Source organism: Marinilactibacillus kalidii (assembly GCF_017599325.1).
Lineage (GTDB): Bacteria > Bacillota > Bacilli > Lactobacillales > Carnobacteriaceae_A > Marinilactibacillus > Marinilactibacillus kalidii.
This window is the reverse complement of the sequence record NZ_JAGFVM010000003.1, coordinates 17751-32657: the sequence shown is the minus strand read 5'-3', so window position 1 is coordinate 32657 and position 14907 is coordinate 17751. Positions and strand designations below refer to the sequence as shown.

Annotated in this window: 13 protein-coding genes; 2 read left to right on the top strand and 11 right to left on the bottom strand. The window is 36.9% G+C overall.

Annotated elements, in window-relative coordinates; translation table 11 throughout:
- Positions 1-79: 79 nt before the first annotated feature.
- The 4 genes from lpdA to pdhA all read right to left on the bottom strand — a co-directional run bounded on the left by lpdA (position 80) and on the right by pdhA (position 5446).
- Positions 80-1486, bottom strand: a complete 1407-nt coding sequence (gene lpdA, locus J5J05_RS00400; RefSeq protein ID WP_208558682.1) for a dihydrolipoyl dehydrogenase — start codon at positions 1484-1486, stop codon at positions 80-82.
- 12 nt (positions 1487-1498) lie between these two features.
- On the bottom strand, positions 1499-3178 hold the full coding sequence (locus J5J05_RS00395; RefSeq protein ID WP_208558681.1) for a 2-oxo acid dehydrogenase subunit E2: 1680 nt from the start codon (positions 3176-3178) through the stop codon (positions 1499-1501).
- Positions 3179-3359: 181 nt separating this feature from the next.
- Complete coding sequence (locus J5J05_RS00390; RefSeq protein ID WP_208558680.1) at positions 3360-4337, bottom strand: alpha-ketoacid dehydrogenase subunit beta; 978 nt, start codon at positions 4335-4337, stop codon at positions 3360-3362.
- Positions 4338-4339: 2 nt separating this feature from the next.
- A complete protein-coding gene (gene pdhA / locus J5J05_RS00385; RefSeq protein ID WP_208558679.1) occupies positions 4340-5446 on the bottom strand; it encodes a pyruvate dehydrogenase (acetyl-transferring) E1 component subunit alpha in 1107 nt (368 codons plus the stop codon).
- 475 nt (positions 5447-5921) lie between these two features.
- On the opposite strand from pdhA, the gene def reads away from it, so the two are divergent.
- The gene (gene def / locus J5J05_RS00380) at positions 5922-6491 is read left to right on the top strand and encodes a peptide deformylase (RefSeq protein ID WP_208558678.1); all 570 of its coding nucleotides are present in this window, start codon (positions 5922-5924) and stop codon (positions 6489-6491) included.
- A 72-nt stretch (positions 6492-6563) separates the two neighbouring features.
- Here def and J5J05_RS00375 read toward each other — a convergent pair whose 3' ends face one another.
- Both J5J05_RS00375 and J5J05_RS00370 read right to left on the bottom strand, forming a co-directional pair.
- Positions 6564-7898 carry a DUF1576 domain-containing protein gene (locus tag J5J05_RS00375; RefSeq protein WP_208558677.1) on the bottom strand — a complete coding sequence of 445 codons (1335 nt, stop codon included), beginning with the start codon at positions 7896-7898 and terminating at the stop codon, positions 6564-6566.
- A gap of 187 nt (positions 7899-8085) precedes the next feature.
- Positions 8086-8865, bottom strand: a complete 780-nt coding sequence (locus J5J05_RS00370) for a Cof-type HAD-IIB family hydrolase (RefSeq protein WP_208558676.1) — start codon at positions 8863-8865, stop codon at positions 8086-8088.
- Positions 8866-9266: 401 nt separating this feature from the next.
- On the opposite strand from J5J05_RS00370, the gene rnjA reads away from it, so the two are divergent.
- The gene (gene rnjA, locus J5J05_RS00365; protein ID WP_208558675.1) at positions 9267-10937 is read left to right on the top strand and encodes a ribonuclease J1; all 1671 of its coding nucleotides are present in this window, start codon (positions 9267-9269) and stop codon (positions 10935-10937) included.
- 69 nt (positions 10938-11006) lie between these two features.
- On the opposite strand, the gene J5J05_RS00360 is transcribed toward rnjA, so the two are convergent.
- The 5 genes from J5J05_RS00360 to udk form a co-directional block, all read right to left on the bottom strand.
- Complete coding sequence (locus J5J05_RS00360; RefSeq protein WP_208558674.1) at positions 11007-11639, bottom strand: response regulator transcription factor; 633 nt, start codon at positions 11637-11639, stop codon at positions 11007-11009.
- On the bottom strand, positions 11636-12493 hold the full coding sequence (locus J5J05_RS00355) for a sensor histidine kinase (protein ID WP_244244540.1): 858 nt from the start codon (positions 12491-12493) through the stop codon (positions 11636-11638). Before J5J05_RS00355 ends, J5J05_RS00360 begins: the two co-directional genes overlap by 4 nt.
- Positions 12494-12690: 197 nt before the next feature.
- Positions 12691-13428 carry a cell wall-active antibiotics response protein LiaF gene (liaF, locus tag J5J05_RS00350; RefSeq protein WP_208558672.1) on the bottom strand — a complete coding sequence of 246 codons (738 nt, stop codon included), beginning with the start codon at positions 13426-13428 and terminating at the stop codon, positions 12691-12693.
- Positions 13429-13577: 149 nt separating this feature from the next.
- Complete coding sequence (gene greA, locus J5J05_RS00345) at positions 13578-14051, bottom strand: transcription elongation factor GreA (protein ID WP_208558671.1); 474 nt, start codon at positions 14049-14051, stop codon at positions 13578-13580.
- 182 nt (positions 14052-14233) lie between these two features.
- A complete protein-coding gene (gene udk / locus J5J05_RS00340; protein ID WP_208558670.1) occupies positions 14234-14869 on the bottom strand; it encodes a uridine kinase in 636 nt (211 codons plus the stop codon).
- Between the last annotated feature and the right edge of the window lie 38 nt (positions 14870-14907).

Here is a 14907-nt window from a genome sequence, read left to right as displayed (position 1 = left end):
GGTATTTTACCGATATGAGCCTATGTAAAAGAAAAAATCGAGTGAAGTAAATCTTCACTCGATTCGTCTTAATTCATTCTTACATGTGGATTGGTAATCCTAGAGCAGCTTCTGCTGCATCCATTACTGCTTCTCCTAGAGAAGGGTGTCCGTGGATAGTCATTGCGATATCTTCCGCATTCATACCACTTTCCACTGCTAATCCAAGTTCAGCAATTAGATCTGAAGCGCTGTGTCCAGCAACTTGAGCTCCGACGATTACGTTATCTTCTTTAGTTGTTACTAAACGTACGAAACCTTCAGTATCATTAAGAGATAATGCACGACCATTTCCAGCGAATGTGAATTTAGTCGATTTAGTATCTAGACCTTGATCTTTAGCTTCTGCTTCAGTTAAACCAACAGATGCAATTTCAGGATCAGTAAACGCTACTGCTGGTAAAGCACGATAATCAACAGCAACTTTTTTTCCTGCAATTGCTTCAGCGGCAATTTTAGCTTCATAACTAGCTTTATGAGCTAGTGCAGGACCAGGAACAACGTCACCAATAGCAAAGATGCTTTCGATGTTTGAACGTCCTTGGTTATCTACTTCAATCAAGCCACGATCACTAACGTTTACGCCAGCTTGTTCTAGACCTAATTCGTCTGTATTTGGACGACGGCCAACAGTTACTAATACATAATCAACGTCTAATGATTCTTCTTTTCCGTCAACTTCATATTTAACAGTTACACCATCATCGTTTTTAACGGCTTCTTTAGCCATTGCTTTAGTAACGATTTTAACGCCACGGTTTTTGAAGTTTTTCTCAACTAATTTAACCATGTCTTTGTCAAAACCATTAAGAATTGAAGGAAGACCTTCAAGAATAGTGATTTCAGTACCTAAGTTAGCATAAACACCCGCTAATTCAGAACCGATGTAACCACCACCAACAATTGCCATTTTCTTAGGCACTTCAGTAAGGCTCAAAGCTCCAGTAGAATCTAGTACACGATCGCTGAATTTGAAACCAGGGATTTGTACAGGACGGCTACCAGTAGCAATAATCGCATTGTTGAATGAATAAGTTTGAGCACTGTCTTCACCCATTACGCGTAAAGTATGCTCATCGTTGAAGAAAGCTTCTCCATAAAGGATTTCAACTTTATTCTTTTTAAGGAGCATTTCTACACCTTTAGTTAATTTGTCAACAACTTGAGTTTTTTTCCATTCTTGAGTTTTTGCAAAATCAAGGGTTACGTTTTCAGTAGTAATACCGAAAGCTTGAGAATCTAATGAATCTTGATATTTGTGTCCAGCAGAGATTAGTGCTTTAGAAGGAATACATCCAACGTTCAAGCAAACTCCACCAATAAATTCTTTTTCTACAATGGCAACTTTTTGTCCCATTTGAGCAGCGCGGATGGCAGCTACGTAGCCACCAGGTCCAGCACCGATTACAACTGTGTCTAACTCAATTGCGAAATCTCCTACAACCATTTAAATTTCACCTTAGCCTTCCATTAATAGTAAATCTGGGTCTGCCAATAATTTTTTCAATTCGTTCATTGCAGCTTGACCTGTCGCACCATCAATAATACGGTGATCGAACACAAGTGACAATGGAAGCATTGGAGCCGCTACGATTTCACCTTCAGCGTTAACGATAGGTTTCTTGAATGAGCGTCCTACACCTAAAATAGCCACTTCTGGGTGGTTAATAATTGGTGTGAAGAATTGACCATTTACAGAACCGATATTAGAGATAGAGATTGATCCATCTGACATATCGCTACCTTTAAGTTTTCCTTCTTGCGCTTTAGCAGCTAAATCATTGATTTCGTCAGCGATATCAAATACTGATTTAGTATTCGCATCTTGAACAACTGGTACATATAAACCTTGGTCTGTATCAGCAGCAATACCAATGTTAAAGTAGTTTTTGTAAACAACTTCATCAGTAGTATCATCAATTGATGCATTTAGTGCTGGGTATTTTTTCATAACTGAAATCAAGGCTTTAACAACATATGGTAAGAATGTTAATTTAGTTCCTCTTTCAGCTGCGATTGCTTTAAATTTAGTACGGTGAGCAATCACTTTAGTGAAGTCCACTTCGTCAAACAATGCTACTGAAGGAATTGTTAACGTGCTGTTAACCATTGCTTTAGCGATTGCTTTACGAGTTGTACTCATTTTCTCGCGTGTTTCTTGATCTCCACGACCAGATTTGAACGGTTTAGCATCAGCTGAAACAGTTTTAGATGATCCTGTAGATTTAGAAGCTGATGAAGCATTATCTGAAGTAGATTGAGTTGCTTCTTCTTTAGAAGATGAAGTATCTTCAGATTTCGCAACAGATCCGCCACCTGATACAAATGCATCAATGTCTTCACGAGTTGTACGTCCGCCTTTACCAGTTGCTTCTACAGCACTGATATCAACATCTTTTTCACGTGCATATTGACGAACTGATGGCATAGCCAAAACACGTTTGTTAGGATTGGAATTTTTAACTACTGATCCTGAAGTTGTTGATTCAGAGCCAGCTGCATCTGTTTTTTCAGAAGCTGATTCAGTTGAAGTAGCACTTGATTCTGAAGAATCTTCAGATTCGTGTCCCTCAGCAGCGATTTCAACGATTGGATCGCCAACTGCTGCTACAGTACCTGGTTCAACTAAGAATTTCTTGATTGTTCCATCTACTGGTGATGCTAGTTCTTCTACTGATTTGTCGTTTTGGATTTCAGCGATTGAGTCGCCTTCTTCTACTGTGTCTCCTTCAGAAACTAACCAGCTAACGATCTCGCCTTCTGCCATTCCTTCTCCAACGTCTGGAAGTTTGAATGTGAAAGTACCTGTAGAACCTTTAGATTCAGACTTAGTTTCAGCTGGTTTTTCTTCAGCTTTTTCTTCAGCAGGTGCTGAAGCTTCAGATTCCTCAGATTCGTGTCCTTCAGCATCGATTTCAACAATTGGATCGCCAACTGCTGCTACAGTACCTGGTTCAACTAAGAATTTCTTGATTGTTCCATCTACTGGTGATGCTAATTCTTCTACTGATTTATCATTTTGAATCTCAGCAATTGAGTCGCCTTCTTCTACTGTGTCTCCTTCAGAAACTAACCAGCTGACGATCTCGCCTTCTGCCATTCCTTCCCCTACATCAGGGAGTTTAAATGTAAAAGCCATGTTTGCGCTCTTCCCTTCTCGTTTATGATTGTTCAATCATCTGTTTTATAGCTAGGCCAATCAATACATACAACAATAGGAAGAAAAACCAATACAGATACTCGAGATACTGAACTAGTTTTTCCCCTTTTGTTGAAAGACCAATAGTTAGCTTACTAGCTTAAAGATCTTAGTGTTTTAATTAAAAGTTTACAGCTGTATTGATTGCTTCAGTGATATCGTCTGCACTTGGTAACCAAGTGTTTTCAGCTTGACCAAATGGATAAATCGTGTCTGGTGCAGATACGAATCCGATTGGTGCTTCAAGTGAAAGTACAGAACGTTGAGAAACTTCAGAGATTACAGTATTACCAACACCTGCTTGACGCTGTGCTTCTTGTACCATAACCATACGACCAGTTTTCTCAACTGATGCAACGATTGTTTCGTAATCGATTGGTGAAACTGTACGTAGATCTACTACTTCTACAGAAACGCCATCTTTTTCAAGTTTTTCTGCTGCTTTAAGTGCTTCACGAACCATGTAACCATAAGCTACAACCGTTACGTCAGAACCTTCTTTAGCAACAGCAGCTTTACCGATTGGTACAGTATACTGTTCTTCAGGTACTTCATCACGGAATGAACGATATAGTTTCATGTGCTCAAGGAATACAACAGGATCGTTTTCACGAATAGCTGAAGTTAATAATCCTTTTGCATCGTAAGGGTTAGAAGGGATAACAACTTTCAATCCAGGAGATTGAGCCATCAATCCTTCAAGTGAATCAGCATGCATTTCAGGAGTGTGAACTCCTCCACCGAATGGAGAACGAACAACTACTGGCATGTTCATGTTTCCACCCATACGGTAACGTGTACGAGCGATTTGTCCTACAACTGAATCCATTACTTCGAATACGAAACCGAAGAATTGAATTTCCATTACTGGACGGAAACCTTGTACAGCTAAACCAAATGCCATACCACCGATACCTGACTCAGCAAGAGGCGTATCGTTTACTCTTTCTTCACCATGTGTATCGAAAAGACCTTGAGTCGCACGGAATACTCCTCCGTTTTTACCAACGTCTTCTCCGAAAATCAAGACTTTTTCATCACGAGCTAATTCTTGATCTAAAGCTTCAGTGATCGCTTGAATCATTGTTAGATTCGCCATGCTTATTTACTCTCCTTTGCTTGGTATTTCTCAATCTGTTCAGTAATGTTTTGACCTGGTGCATCAAACATACTTTCTAAGAATTTAGAGACTTTCATTTTTGGAGCTTGATCTGCTTCTTTAGCAGCTTGTTTAACTTCTTCTCTAGTTTTTTCAATCAATTCTTCTTCACGTTCTTCAGTCCAAAGACCTTTTTCAGTTAAGAAGTTACGGAAACGGATTAGTGGATCGCGTTGTTCCCAGTAATCGAATGATTCTTGTTCACGGTAACGTGTTGGATCATCACCAGAAGTTGAGTGAGGTCCGAAACGTGAAGTAATCGTTTCAATAAGAACAGGACCATTACCAGCCGCTGCCCAGTCACGTGCTTGTTTAGATACAGCGTATACTGCTAACGGATCCATTCCGTCAACTTGGATACCAGGAATTCCTGCTGCTGCTGCTTTTTGAGCTAGTGCATTTGCTGCAGATTGTTTTTCACGTGGTGTAGAGATAGCATAGCCATTGTTTTGGATGTAGAAAACGACAGGCGCTTTGTAACGTCCAGCAAAGTTCATACCTTCATAAACATCACCTTGTGAAGAACCACCATCACCAGTGTAAGTGAACGTAACTTCATCTTGTTTACCAGAGAATTTTTGTCCAACTGCATTACCCATCGCTTGGATGTATTGCGCTCCAATGATGATTTGAGGTGGAATTGCGTTAAGGTCTTCTGGGTAATTATTTCCTTCAACATTACCTCTTGACCACAAGAATGCTTTTGATAATGGTAAACCGTGTTGAATCAATTGTGGAACATCACGGTAACCTGGATATAGCCAATCTTGTTTTTTGAATGCGAAGTGACTTGCTAATTGAGAAGCTTCTTGTCCCATAGTTGGCGCGTAAAAACCTAGACGTCCTTGACGTGCTAATGCCATAGAGCGATCATGTAACACACGTGACCACACCATTCTTTCCATTAATTCTACTAACTCGTCATCTGATAAATCAGGCATAATGTCTTCATTTACGACCTTACCATCTTTATCAAGAATCTGAACCATCGGAAACGAAGCTTCGATTGAACTTAGTAATGCTTCGTAATCAACTGGTTGCTTTGCCATAGACTACCCATTCCTCTCTTTTAATTAAAAGTTTTATTAGTTGAAACAGCTGAAAATAACTGTATCATTTTTCTCGATTCCTTGTTAAATTTACCACGCATCTCCTTATTTTGCAAGCATTAAAGTTTCGGAACAAGCTCTAAAACATTGATAGAATAAGGTTGCAGCACTAATTGTGAAGTAAAACACTTTCGGTGTGTATCTATCAAAAAATGATGGTCCTATGCAGTAATCAAAAAAAATAGTAATACAGTCTTTTGAACTGTTATATAATATACCTATAAATGAAAACTGTGTTTTTCAACATGCTATTAAATAATAAGTTGTGACTAATTTCACTATCTGATTTTATTTATTATGCTTTAAAATCCCCTAAGGAATGCTTATCTAAACGTGCATTTCTGGATTAAACCTGATAAACTTATGAAGTTGAATAGTATAATAGTAGAATTTAATATACAAGGAGTGCTTACTATTGATTACAATGGACGATGTTATCCGCGAAGGTCATCCTACTTTACGCGAGATTGCTGAAGCGATTACGATACCTGTGCCAGAAGAAATGAAACAGCTTGGCGAAGAAATGCTACAGTTTCTCATTAATAGCCAAGATCCAGAGATTGCTGAAAGACACGCACTTAGAGCAGGCGTGGGTATTGCTGCTCCACAAGTGAATGTTTCAAAACAACTTCTCGCTGTACATCTTCCCTCTCAAGATGAAGAAGATGATGAGCCTGAATACAGCGTGATTATGGTTAATCCCCGGATTATCAGTCACTCTGTGCAACAAACTTGCCTTCCTGATGGAGAAGGTTGTTTATCCGTCGATAGAGAAGTAGAAGGGTTTGTGCCGCGGCACAAACGAATTACTGTTGAATACGTTGATCTAAATGGTCATAGTCATAAAGAAAGATTGCGTGGTTTTCCAGCAATTGTTGTTCAACATGAAATCGATCATTTGAATGGCGTCATGTTTTACGATAGAATCGATCCCGAAAATCCATTGGCACTTCCAGATGGTATAGATATTTTAGGGGCCAATTAAGACCATAAAAAAAGCTGAACGCGATGTTATCAAGTAGACAATTTGTCTGACTTCAAACATCGTGTTCAGCTTTTATTTTTTAACCTCGATTGATTCAGCAGGATCAATGGGTTCTCTGAGTTCTCTTCTTTGTTCTCTATGATAATGGACAGCCTCTAATAATGGAATCATCATCGCTGCGACAAATCCGCCCGCAAATCCATTATTGTACAAATTGATGCCTCCGTGCAAATAACTAGTATTGCTGACTACAGTCAAGTGTAGTCCACCAGCCACTATCCCCATCAACGTCCCATAGCGACCTGCTATAGGCGCAATTGTCGTCCCAAATAAACCAGCCATAATCACAGATGTATCACTCATATCATAATGATTAATATAACCGATAAGCGTTACACCAATCAAAACAGGAATAACGTTTTTTATATGTTTACCAAATGCACCAAATCCTACCACAGTCAACACACCGCCAATAACAGGGCCATTGAGTTCTCCCCCTAAAATCAAGACAAAGAAGAGAGAAATAAATCCTAAACCAGCCATGTTAATCAAGGTCAAGCTAAACCCATTTCTTTTGATGAAATCAGTGGAAAGTTGACCCGAATTTCTTAATAGGCGGTTGTATCCTTTAAAGGACCAACCGTTTAGATATACCCCATAAAGTAGCATACCAGCGAATAGTGGAAAAAAAACCAGTGACATCGGTGTATTATTCCCTTGAGAAATCATAGAGACAGGCTCTATGTTGACGCCCATCGCTCTTAAGATGGATGTAGCAATCGTTCCGATTACACCGCTTGTAAACCCGATATTATATAGGCTGAATCCTTTAGTGAATGCGACAAAATGATGGGCCAAAGGCGGCAGAATAAAGCCAACGATAAATCCAGCACTACATCCCATCAACAGTCCATATCCAAAAGGTAGTCCAATATTAAAAGTGATTTCATTGACAATCGGTCCCAAGGCCGTACCAAACAGTGCTGCTAGTAGCGACTTTTCTGTCGGCACCTTTGTGGCCCATGCATATGTAAAGGCACCTATAACGATTGGCGTAGAGTTATATAGATTTTTCCCGAAAAAAGAAAAGGCAGCAACTGTGAATATCGCTGCAATCAACGGTCCATTGATTTCAGCTTTAGTTAACTTAATCAACACCAGTGCGTGTAGCGTGAGAATACCCGAATTAAAGAAAGTTGCTCCCACACTCGTCAGTTCAAAATAATCAGTGGTTAGATTGGAAGCAGTCGTTAAAATGATCCCTTGCCCTTTGAAAATTTCCGAAGGTGAATCGAGTAAAAAAGATACCCCGATCAAAAACAAGCTGAATCCTACCAACATCCAATATTTCTCAATTTGAGAGAGTTGGTTATCAAGTGTTTTGCTTATCGTTTTCTTTTTTTCCATGAACATCTCCCTTCCTAAATCATTCTATTTATCATTTTATAATCCGTTATATCGATTGTTGATTTAACTTTAATTATATCTAAAGGTTATCCTAGTTGCAATATCCTAAAACATGAATGTTTTTAGCAAAGTGTATCCAGAAAAAATTAGTTATTTCAGCAATGTATCTTCAATTAGTGAAAAAGAATCAAATCAACTTTAATTCTTTTAAAGCTTTGAAAATACCATCTTCATTATTCGTAGCAGTGACCATATCCGCCACTTCTTTCACAATCGTTTCTCCATTACCCATCGCAATGCCTAGACCCACATTGGCAATCATTTCATAGTCATTTAATCCATCACCGAATGCAATGACATCTTGTTTTTCAAAACCTTTCATCGAGGTCAATTTGGCAATCGTTTCATACTTCGAACCATCTGCAGGTAAAATATCCATGCCTGCTTCGTACCATCTAACAAATCTAAATTCAGGAAATTGTCCATTTTCATATAAGTGTTTATCTTCCTCTGTATAAAAAATCAACATCTGTGTTAGTGTTTCTTTTTCATGGAAGTGATGGTTTACTTCAGGAACTGGAAACCCTACATGCTTCATTCCTAAAGCAACTTCATCATTAATCGTTTCGCTACGTCTTTTAAGATCTGTTGCTGTTTCGTAAATGATTTGGTGATTATGTTTGTCTGCAATATTGATCAGTCGATCAATCGCTTCTTTATTTAACGGGTTAGCATAAATTTCCTCATGATGAAAGAATCCCGCTGCACCATTACACACGATATAATTAGGAATGTTCAATTCATCTATCAATTCTTTAGCCATTAAAGCGTTTCGTCCTGTCGCAATAGCAACTTCATGACCATTTTTTTGTAAAGTAGCAATCGCTTCTCTAGTACTTTCTAATATCGTTTTTTCATCAGTCAATAAGGTGCCATCTATATCGAAAAAAATCATTTTTTTATTCATTGTTAATCTCCTAATCAAATGCTGATTTTATTTACAGTCTTAGTGTACCCCGTGTAATCCATTCCATACAACCGTAAATTGATGTATTTAATTAAATCTCTTTATATAAGTGTGGTTTAGTAAGAATGTAATTTTCAGTCATTCGCTTCTTCTATACTTATTGATACTAGTATGGTAAAATTATACTAATCATTGGCTGAAATAGGCCAATTCATCGGACGGATATTAAAAGTGAAAAATGAAAATTCGAGCCAAGTCATGATTGACACTCATCCAAGTGGCTTTTTTTCATATTATACAAAAAGACGGAGATTCGAGTCTTTGCTGTATTAGTTTGTTCTGAATAGGATGAACGCTAACTATACAATCTGAATGAAAACAATTTTAAAAGGAGATTTATGATGAAACCGAATATTAAAAACAATGAAGCGGCAATTTTCGCTTTAGGTGGCTTAAATGAAATTGGTAAAAACACATATGGTGTTCAATTCCAGGATGAAATCATCCTGATTGATGCAGGTATTAAATTCCCAGAAGATGATCTACTAGGTATTGACTATGTTATACCTGATTACTCATACATCATTGAAAATAAAGATAAAATCCAAGGACTTTTTATCACCCATGGTCATGAAGATCACGTAGGTGGTATTCCTTTCTTGCTAAAACAACTGAATATCCCGATTTATGCAGGTAAACTTGCGCTGGCACTTATTCGTAATAAATTAAACGAGCATCAATTATTACGTTCTGCTGAGCTGAATGAGATCAACGAAGATACTGTTATTAAATTCAGAAAAACTTCTGTATCATTCTTCCGTACGACTCATAGTGTTCCTGAATCTTACGGTATTGTTGTAAAAACACCTAACGGTAATATTGTTCAGACAGGAGATTTCAAATTTGATTTCACACCTGTTGGAGAACCTGCAGATTTGCATAAAATGGCTAAAATTGGTGAAGAAGGCGTACTAGCGCTCTTATCTGATAGTACAAATGCTGAAGTTCCAAACTTCACCAAATCAGAACAAGTTGTCGGAGAATCCATTCAAAGTTTATTGAAAAAAATTGATGGTAGAATTATATTCGCTACCTTTGCATCGAATATTTCTCGTGTTCAACAAGTTGTTAAAGCAGCTAATGAAACAGGTCGAAAAATCGCTGTATTCGGTCGTAGCATGGTAACCTCTCTAGAAACTGGTCAAGAGCTAGGTTATATCGAAGCTGAGGAAGGTACGTTCATTCATCCAAATGAACTGAAACGCTATAAAGATAATGAAGTCCTCATTTTATGTACAGGTTCTCAAGGAGAACCAATGGCCGCTTTAAGTCGCGTAGCCAACGGTACACACCGCCAAATTACGATTCAACCTGGAGATTCAGTGGTCTTTTCAAGCTCACCCATTCCTGGTAATACAGTGAGCGTTAATCGAGTAATTAACCAACTATTAGAAGCTGGCGCAAATGTTATCCACGGTAAAGTCAATAACGTCCATACTTCAGGACACGGTGGACAAGAAGAACAAAAATTGATGTTACGTTTGATGAAACCAAAATTCTTCGTACCGATTCACGGTGAACACCGCATGCAAAGAATCCACGCTGGATTAGCTCAGAAGACAGGTGTTCCAGAAGATCATTGTTTTATTCTTGATAATGGTCAAATTGTCGCTTTCACCGAAGACTCTGCTAGACGTGCTGGTGAATTTAACGCACAAGACGTTTATATAGATGGATCTGGTATTGGTGACATCGGTAATGTTGTATTGAAAGACCGTAAATTACTTTCAGATAATGGTCTTGTCGTCGTCGTTGCAACGATTGATACTGAGAAGCGTACAGTCTTGGCTGGACCAGATATCATCTCTCGTGGTTTCATTTACATGAGAGAGTCTGAAAAACTGATCCAAAGTGCTCAAAAAGTTGCTTTCGAGAGTATCCAACGTTCATTTGAATTCAAACAAGTCAACGAATATAAAATGCGTAATGACTTGATTGAAGATATCAAACAGTTCTTATTTGCTGAAACAGAACGTAAACCGATCATCTTGCCTGTAATTTTAACTAAATAATAAAAAAACGCCAATTAGCTCATGCTAATTGGCGTTTTTTGTCTATTTTCTTAAAAGCTGATGCTACTCTTATTCGACTAAATCATGTCTAAAGGCGTAGATAGCCGCTTGAGTCCGGTCATCAACTTGAAGTTTAGATAAAATATTGGATACATGTGTTTTAACTGTTTTCAATGTGATAAATAATGCATCTGCAATTTCTTGATTAGAATAACCTTGTGAAATCAGCTGAAGTACTTCTTTTTCTCGATTAGTTAATTCGTCATGCAAGATAATTTGTTCTTTACTATTTTCGTGTTCGATTAGTTTCTCAGTAACTTCTGTCTCAAAATACGGATCTCCATTATATGTAGAACGAATAGCTTCTGCTATTTCTTTAGCTGAAGATGTTTTAAGAAGATAACCTGATGCTCCAGCTTCCATGGCAGGAAACACTTTTTCATCATCTATAAAACTTGTTAGGATAATAATTTTTGCTTCTGGCCATTCTTCAAGAATTTTTTGTGTAGACTCTATACCATCCATTACTTCCATCACTAAATCCATTAAAATAATATCTGGTTTTTCTTCCAATGCAATCTCGTAACCTTTAAGACCATCTTCGGCTTCTCCAATAACAGTCATATCATCTTGAATTGAAAAATAGGATGATAACCCTAACCTAACCATTTGGTGATCATCAATTAACAATAGTCGTATCATTTTTCTCCTCCTGCTACAATTGGTATGCTGATTTCAATACTCGTACCTTTTTCAGGGAAAGAGATTATTTTCACATCTCCACCAATTCCATTAATTCTTTCTCTGATATTTTCCAATCCATAACTACCCGATTTTTTCTTGTTCATATCAAATCCTACACCATCATCAATCATTCTAAGCAATACTGTTTCATGTGCTCTTTTTAGATAAACTTCCAATTCATCTGCTTTGGCATGTCTTAGCACATTAGACAGTAACTCCTGAACAATTCTAAATAAGTGATCTTCCACACCATGAGCCAATCGAATATCTTCTATTTCAAAGCGTATATCTGTATTAATTTTTGTACATAATTCTTTCAGCAATTGTTCAACACCTTGTTTAAGCGTTTTTCCATCTAATTTAACCGGTCTCAAATGCAGTAGCAATGCGCGCATTTCTGTCTGAGAATCATTGATGATTTTTTCAATTAAGTTAAGTTGTATACTAAATTTTTCATCCAGTTCATCAGACTGTTGATTTACAGCACTCAACATCATAGAAGCTGCAAACAACTGTTGACTAACAGAATCGTGCAACTCACGCGCAATACGATGCCGCTCATTTTCTAAGATCTCAATTTTAGTTTCATTACTCATCTGAGTGGATCTTTGACTTGCTATAATCGCTTCTTCTGCCATCCGCATCAGTTTTTCATGTAATTTTATAAACTGTCTATCAATTTCTTTATTCACTTGTAAAGGGGTATCCAAAGAGTACATATCTAGAAAAATTGAAGCTGAATAATGTCCTTTAGACATCATTTTCAACCCTTCTTCTACTTTTTTTAACTTTTTTCTCTCAAATGATTTCATATAAGCTAGCATCGTAAAGGTTAAAAAAACTGAAAAAGAAATTAGGTAAATAATAAGTGGGAATCCTGAAAAAGTATACTGAAAAATCATATAAAACCATTCTTCATTTGTGTAAGTAAAACATATAAATAAGGTGAACAAAAAAATCATGGCGAAAAACAAGAAGAAGTATTTGGCAAATTCTTTGGCATTTTGTTTCATATAAAAATCACCTCAACTTCTCCTATCAAGGCATTGAGTACTACTTTTATTTTTCTAGAACTTTCCTGATAAGCGGGTGATTGCCATTTAAGCGTTTCATTCTTCAAGTCCAACAGGTCTTCACCAATTCGCACTTTTCCAATCAACAATGAAAGATCTAAAGATACGCCAACTTCTTCTGGTATAAGCAATTTTGTATCGCCAAGTCCTTTACGGATCATGACAATATTTTCTTGTTTTGGAAGGATCGTATTTCCTAAGTCTATGACTGTATCTCCCATTGCTTTAGAAAAATTAATATCGTTCCACTCGTAAATATCGTATCCTATCGAATCGTCGCCAAACCATTTCTTTCTATGCAATTGAAGTGTCTCTTCTTGATCTTCTTTAAATTGAACAGAAACGTAATCTTTTTCTCTCCATTTAGGCTGTTTTTTTGTCAAAGGATCTTTAACCGTTTTAAACATCTTATGATCTTCACCGAATTTAAAAATTAATAGTACGATTAAAATCACCCACGCTGCAGATGTAAAAAGGATGGACAATACAAACAGTATTAGGCCCAGCCAAAATATATTTCCTTGCTTATGACTCGTTTTAAATAGTTTTTCAGGAAATACCATCAATATGATTCCTAATCCAAACAAAACAAGTATAGAAGCACTTGAAAAAATATCATATAAAAGCCATATTCCTAGTAGGCCCATAACTAATTTAAATAGTGGACGATTCATTTTACATACCCCTTAAGATTGATTGTATCTATAGTATAATCGATAATCGTACTTACCGCACTACTGTTTGAGAAAAATCAGCCTTAAGTATGAGTTATTAAAAAAAGGAACAAAAGATTATTGTCTTTTGTTCCTTGATAAGTTTTCTATTAAAATACTTTCGTGATTTGGACAGTCATCGAACCACCTGGTGTACTGATTTCGACCTTTTCCCCTACTTTTTTACCAAGAAGCGCTTGGGCGATAGGAGATTCATTAGAAATTTTTCCAGAAAATGGATCTGCTTCTGCTTTTCCAACGATTGTATACTCTTCATCGATGCCATCTGGTAATTCTTTAAAGATTACAGAACGTCCAAGAGAAACTTCATCTGTCTTAGCTTTAGAATTATCGATAATTTCAGCATTTGCTAACATGTTCTCAACAGTGCTGATTCGTCCTTCGATAAATGCTTGTTCATCTTTTGCTGATTCATACTCAGAGTTCTCGGATAAATCACCAAAACCACGCGCAATCTTGATACGCTCTACAACTTCTTTTCTTTTTACTGTTTTTAATTCTTCTAATTCTTTCTCCAAATTTTCTTTACCTTCTAAAGTCATTGGATATACTTTTTCTGTCATCACGTGCTTCACCCCATAATATATTTCGTTATAAACCTGATCAAACATGTATTCTGATTAGTATACTATACTTTGCTATATCGATTCAAACACGAGATCAGAATCTCAATGGAATCAAGATACCACGAACTTAACATCTTGTAAAGCGTTTTTTTATGAAATAAATAACAAGCATTTTTCAATTAAAGAGAACGGTTTTTGAAAATCGTATCAATTTTTGTCGTCATTAAATCTATGGCAACTTGATTTCTTCCACCTTCAGGTATGATGATGTCTGCATGTTTTTTAGTCGGTTCAATAAATTGTGTATGCATTGGTTTGACTACTGTAAGATATTGCTCGATTACATGGTCTAATGTTCGTGCACGTTCTTCAATATCGCGTTTAATTCTTCGAATAATTCTAATATCATCATCCGTATCCACGTAAACTTTAATGTCCATCATGTCTCTTAACCGAGCATCTTCAAGAATAAGAATCCCTTCAAGGATGATAACTTCTTTAGGGTCTTGCACGACAATTTCATCGCTTCTAGTGTGCTTAGTATAATCGTAAACAGGCTTTTCAATCTTTTCGTAATTCACTAATTTATTTAAATGTTGAATGAGTAAATCTATGTCAAATGCAAATGGATGATCATAATTTGTATTTAATCTTTCTTCAAATTCAAGATGATCCTGGTTTTTATAATAAGAATCTTGTTCTAACATCATAATAGAACGCCCTGGGAAATGATTATAAATCGCCTGACTTACACTCGTTTTACCGCTTCCTGATCCACCTGTTACGCCTATTACAATTGGTTTAGTTTTCTTCATATTTAATTTTCCTCTCAAGTGAACACTCATACGACAGA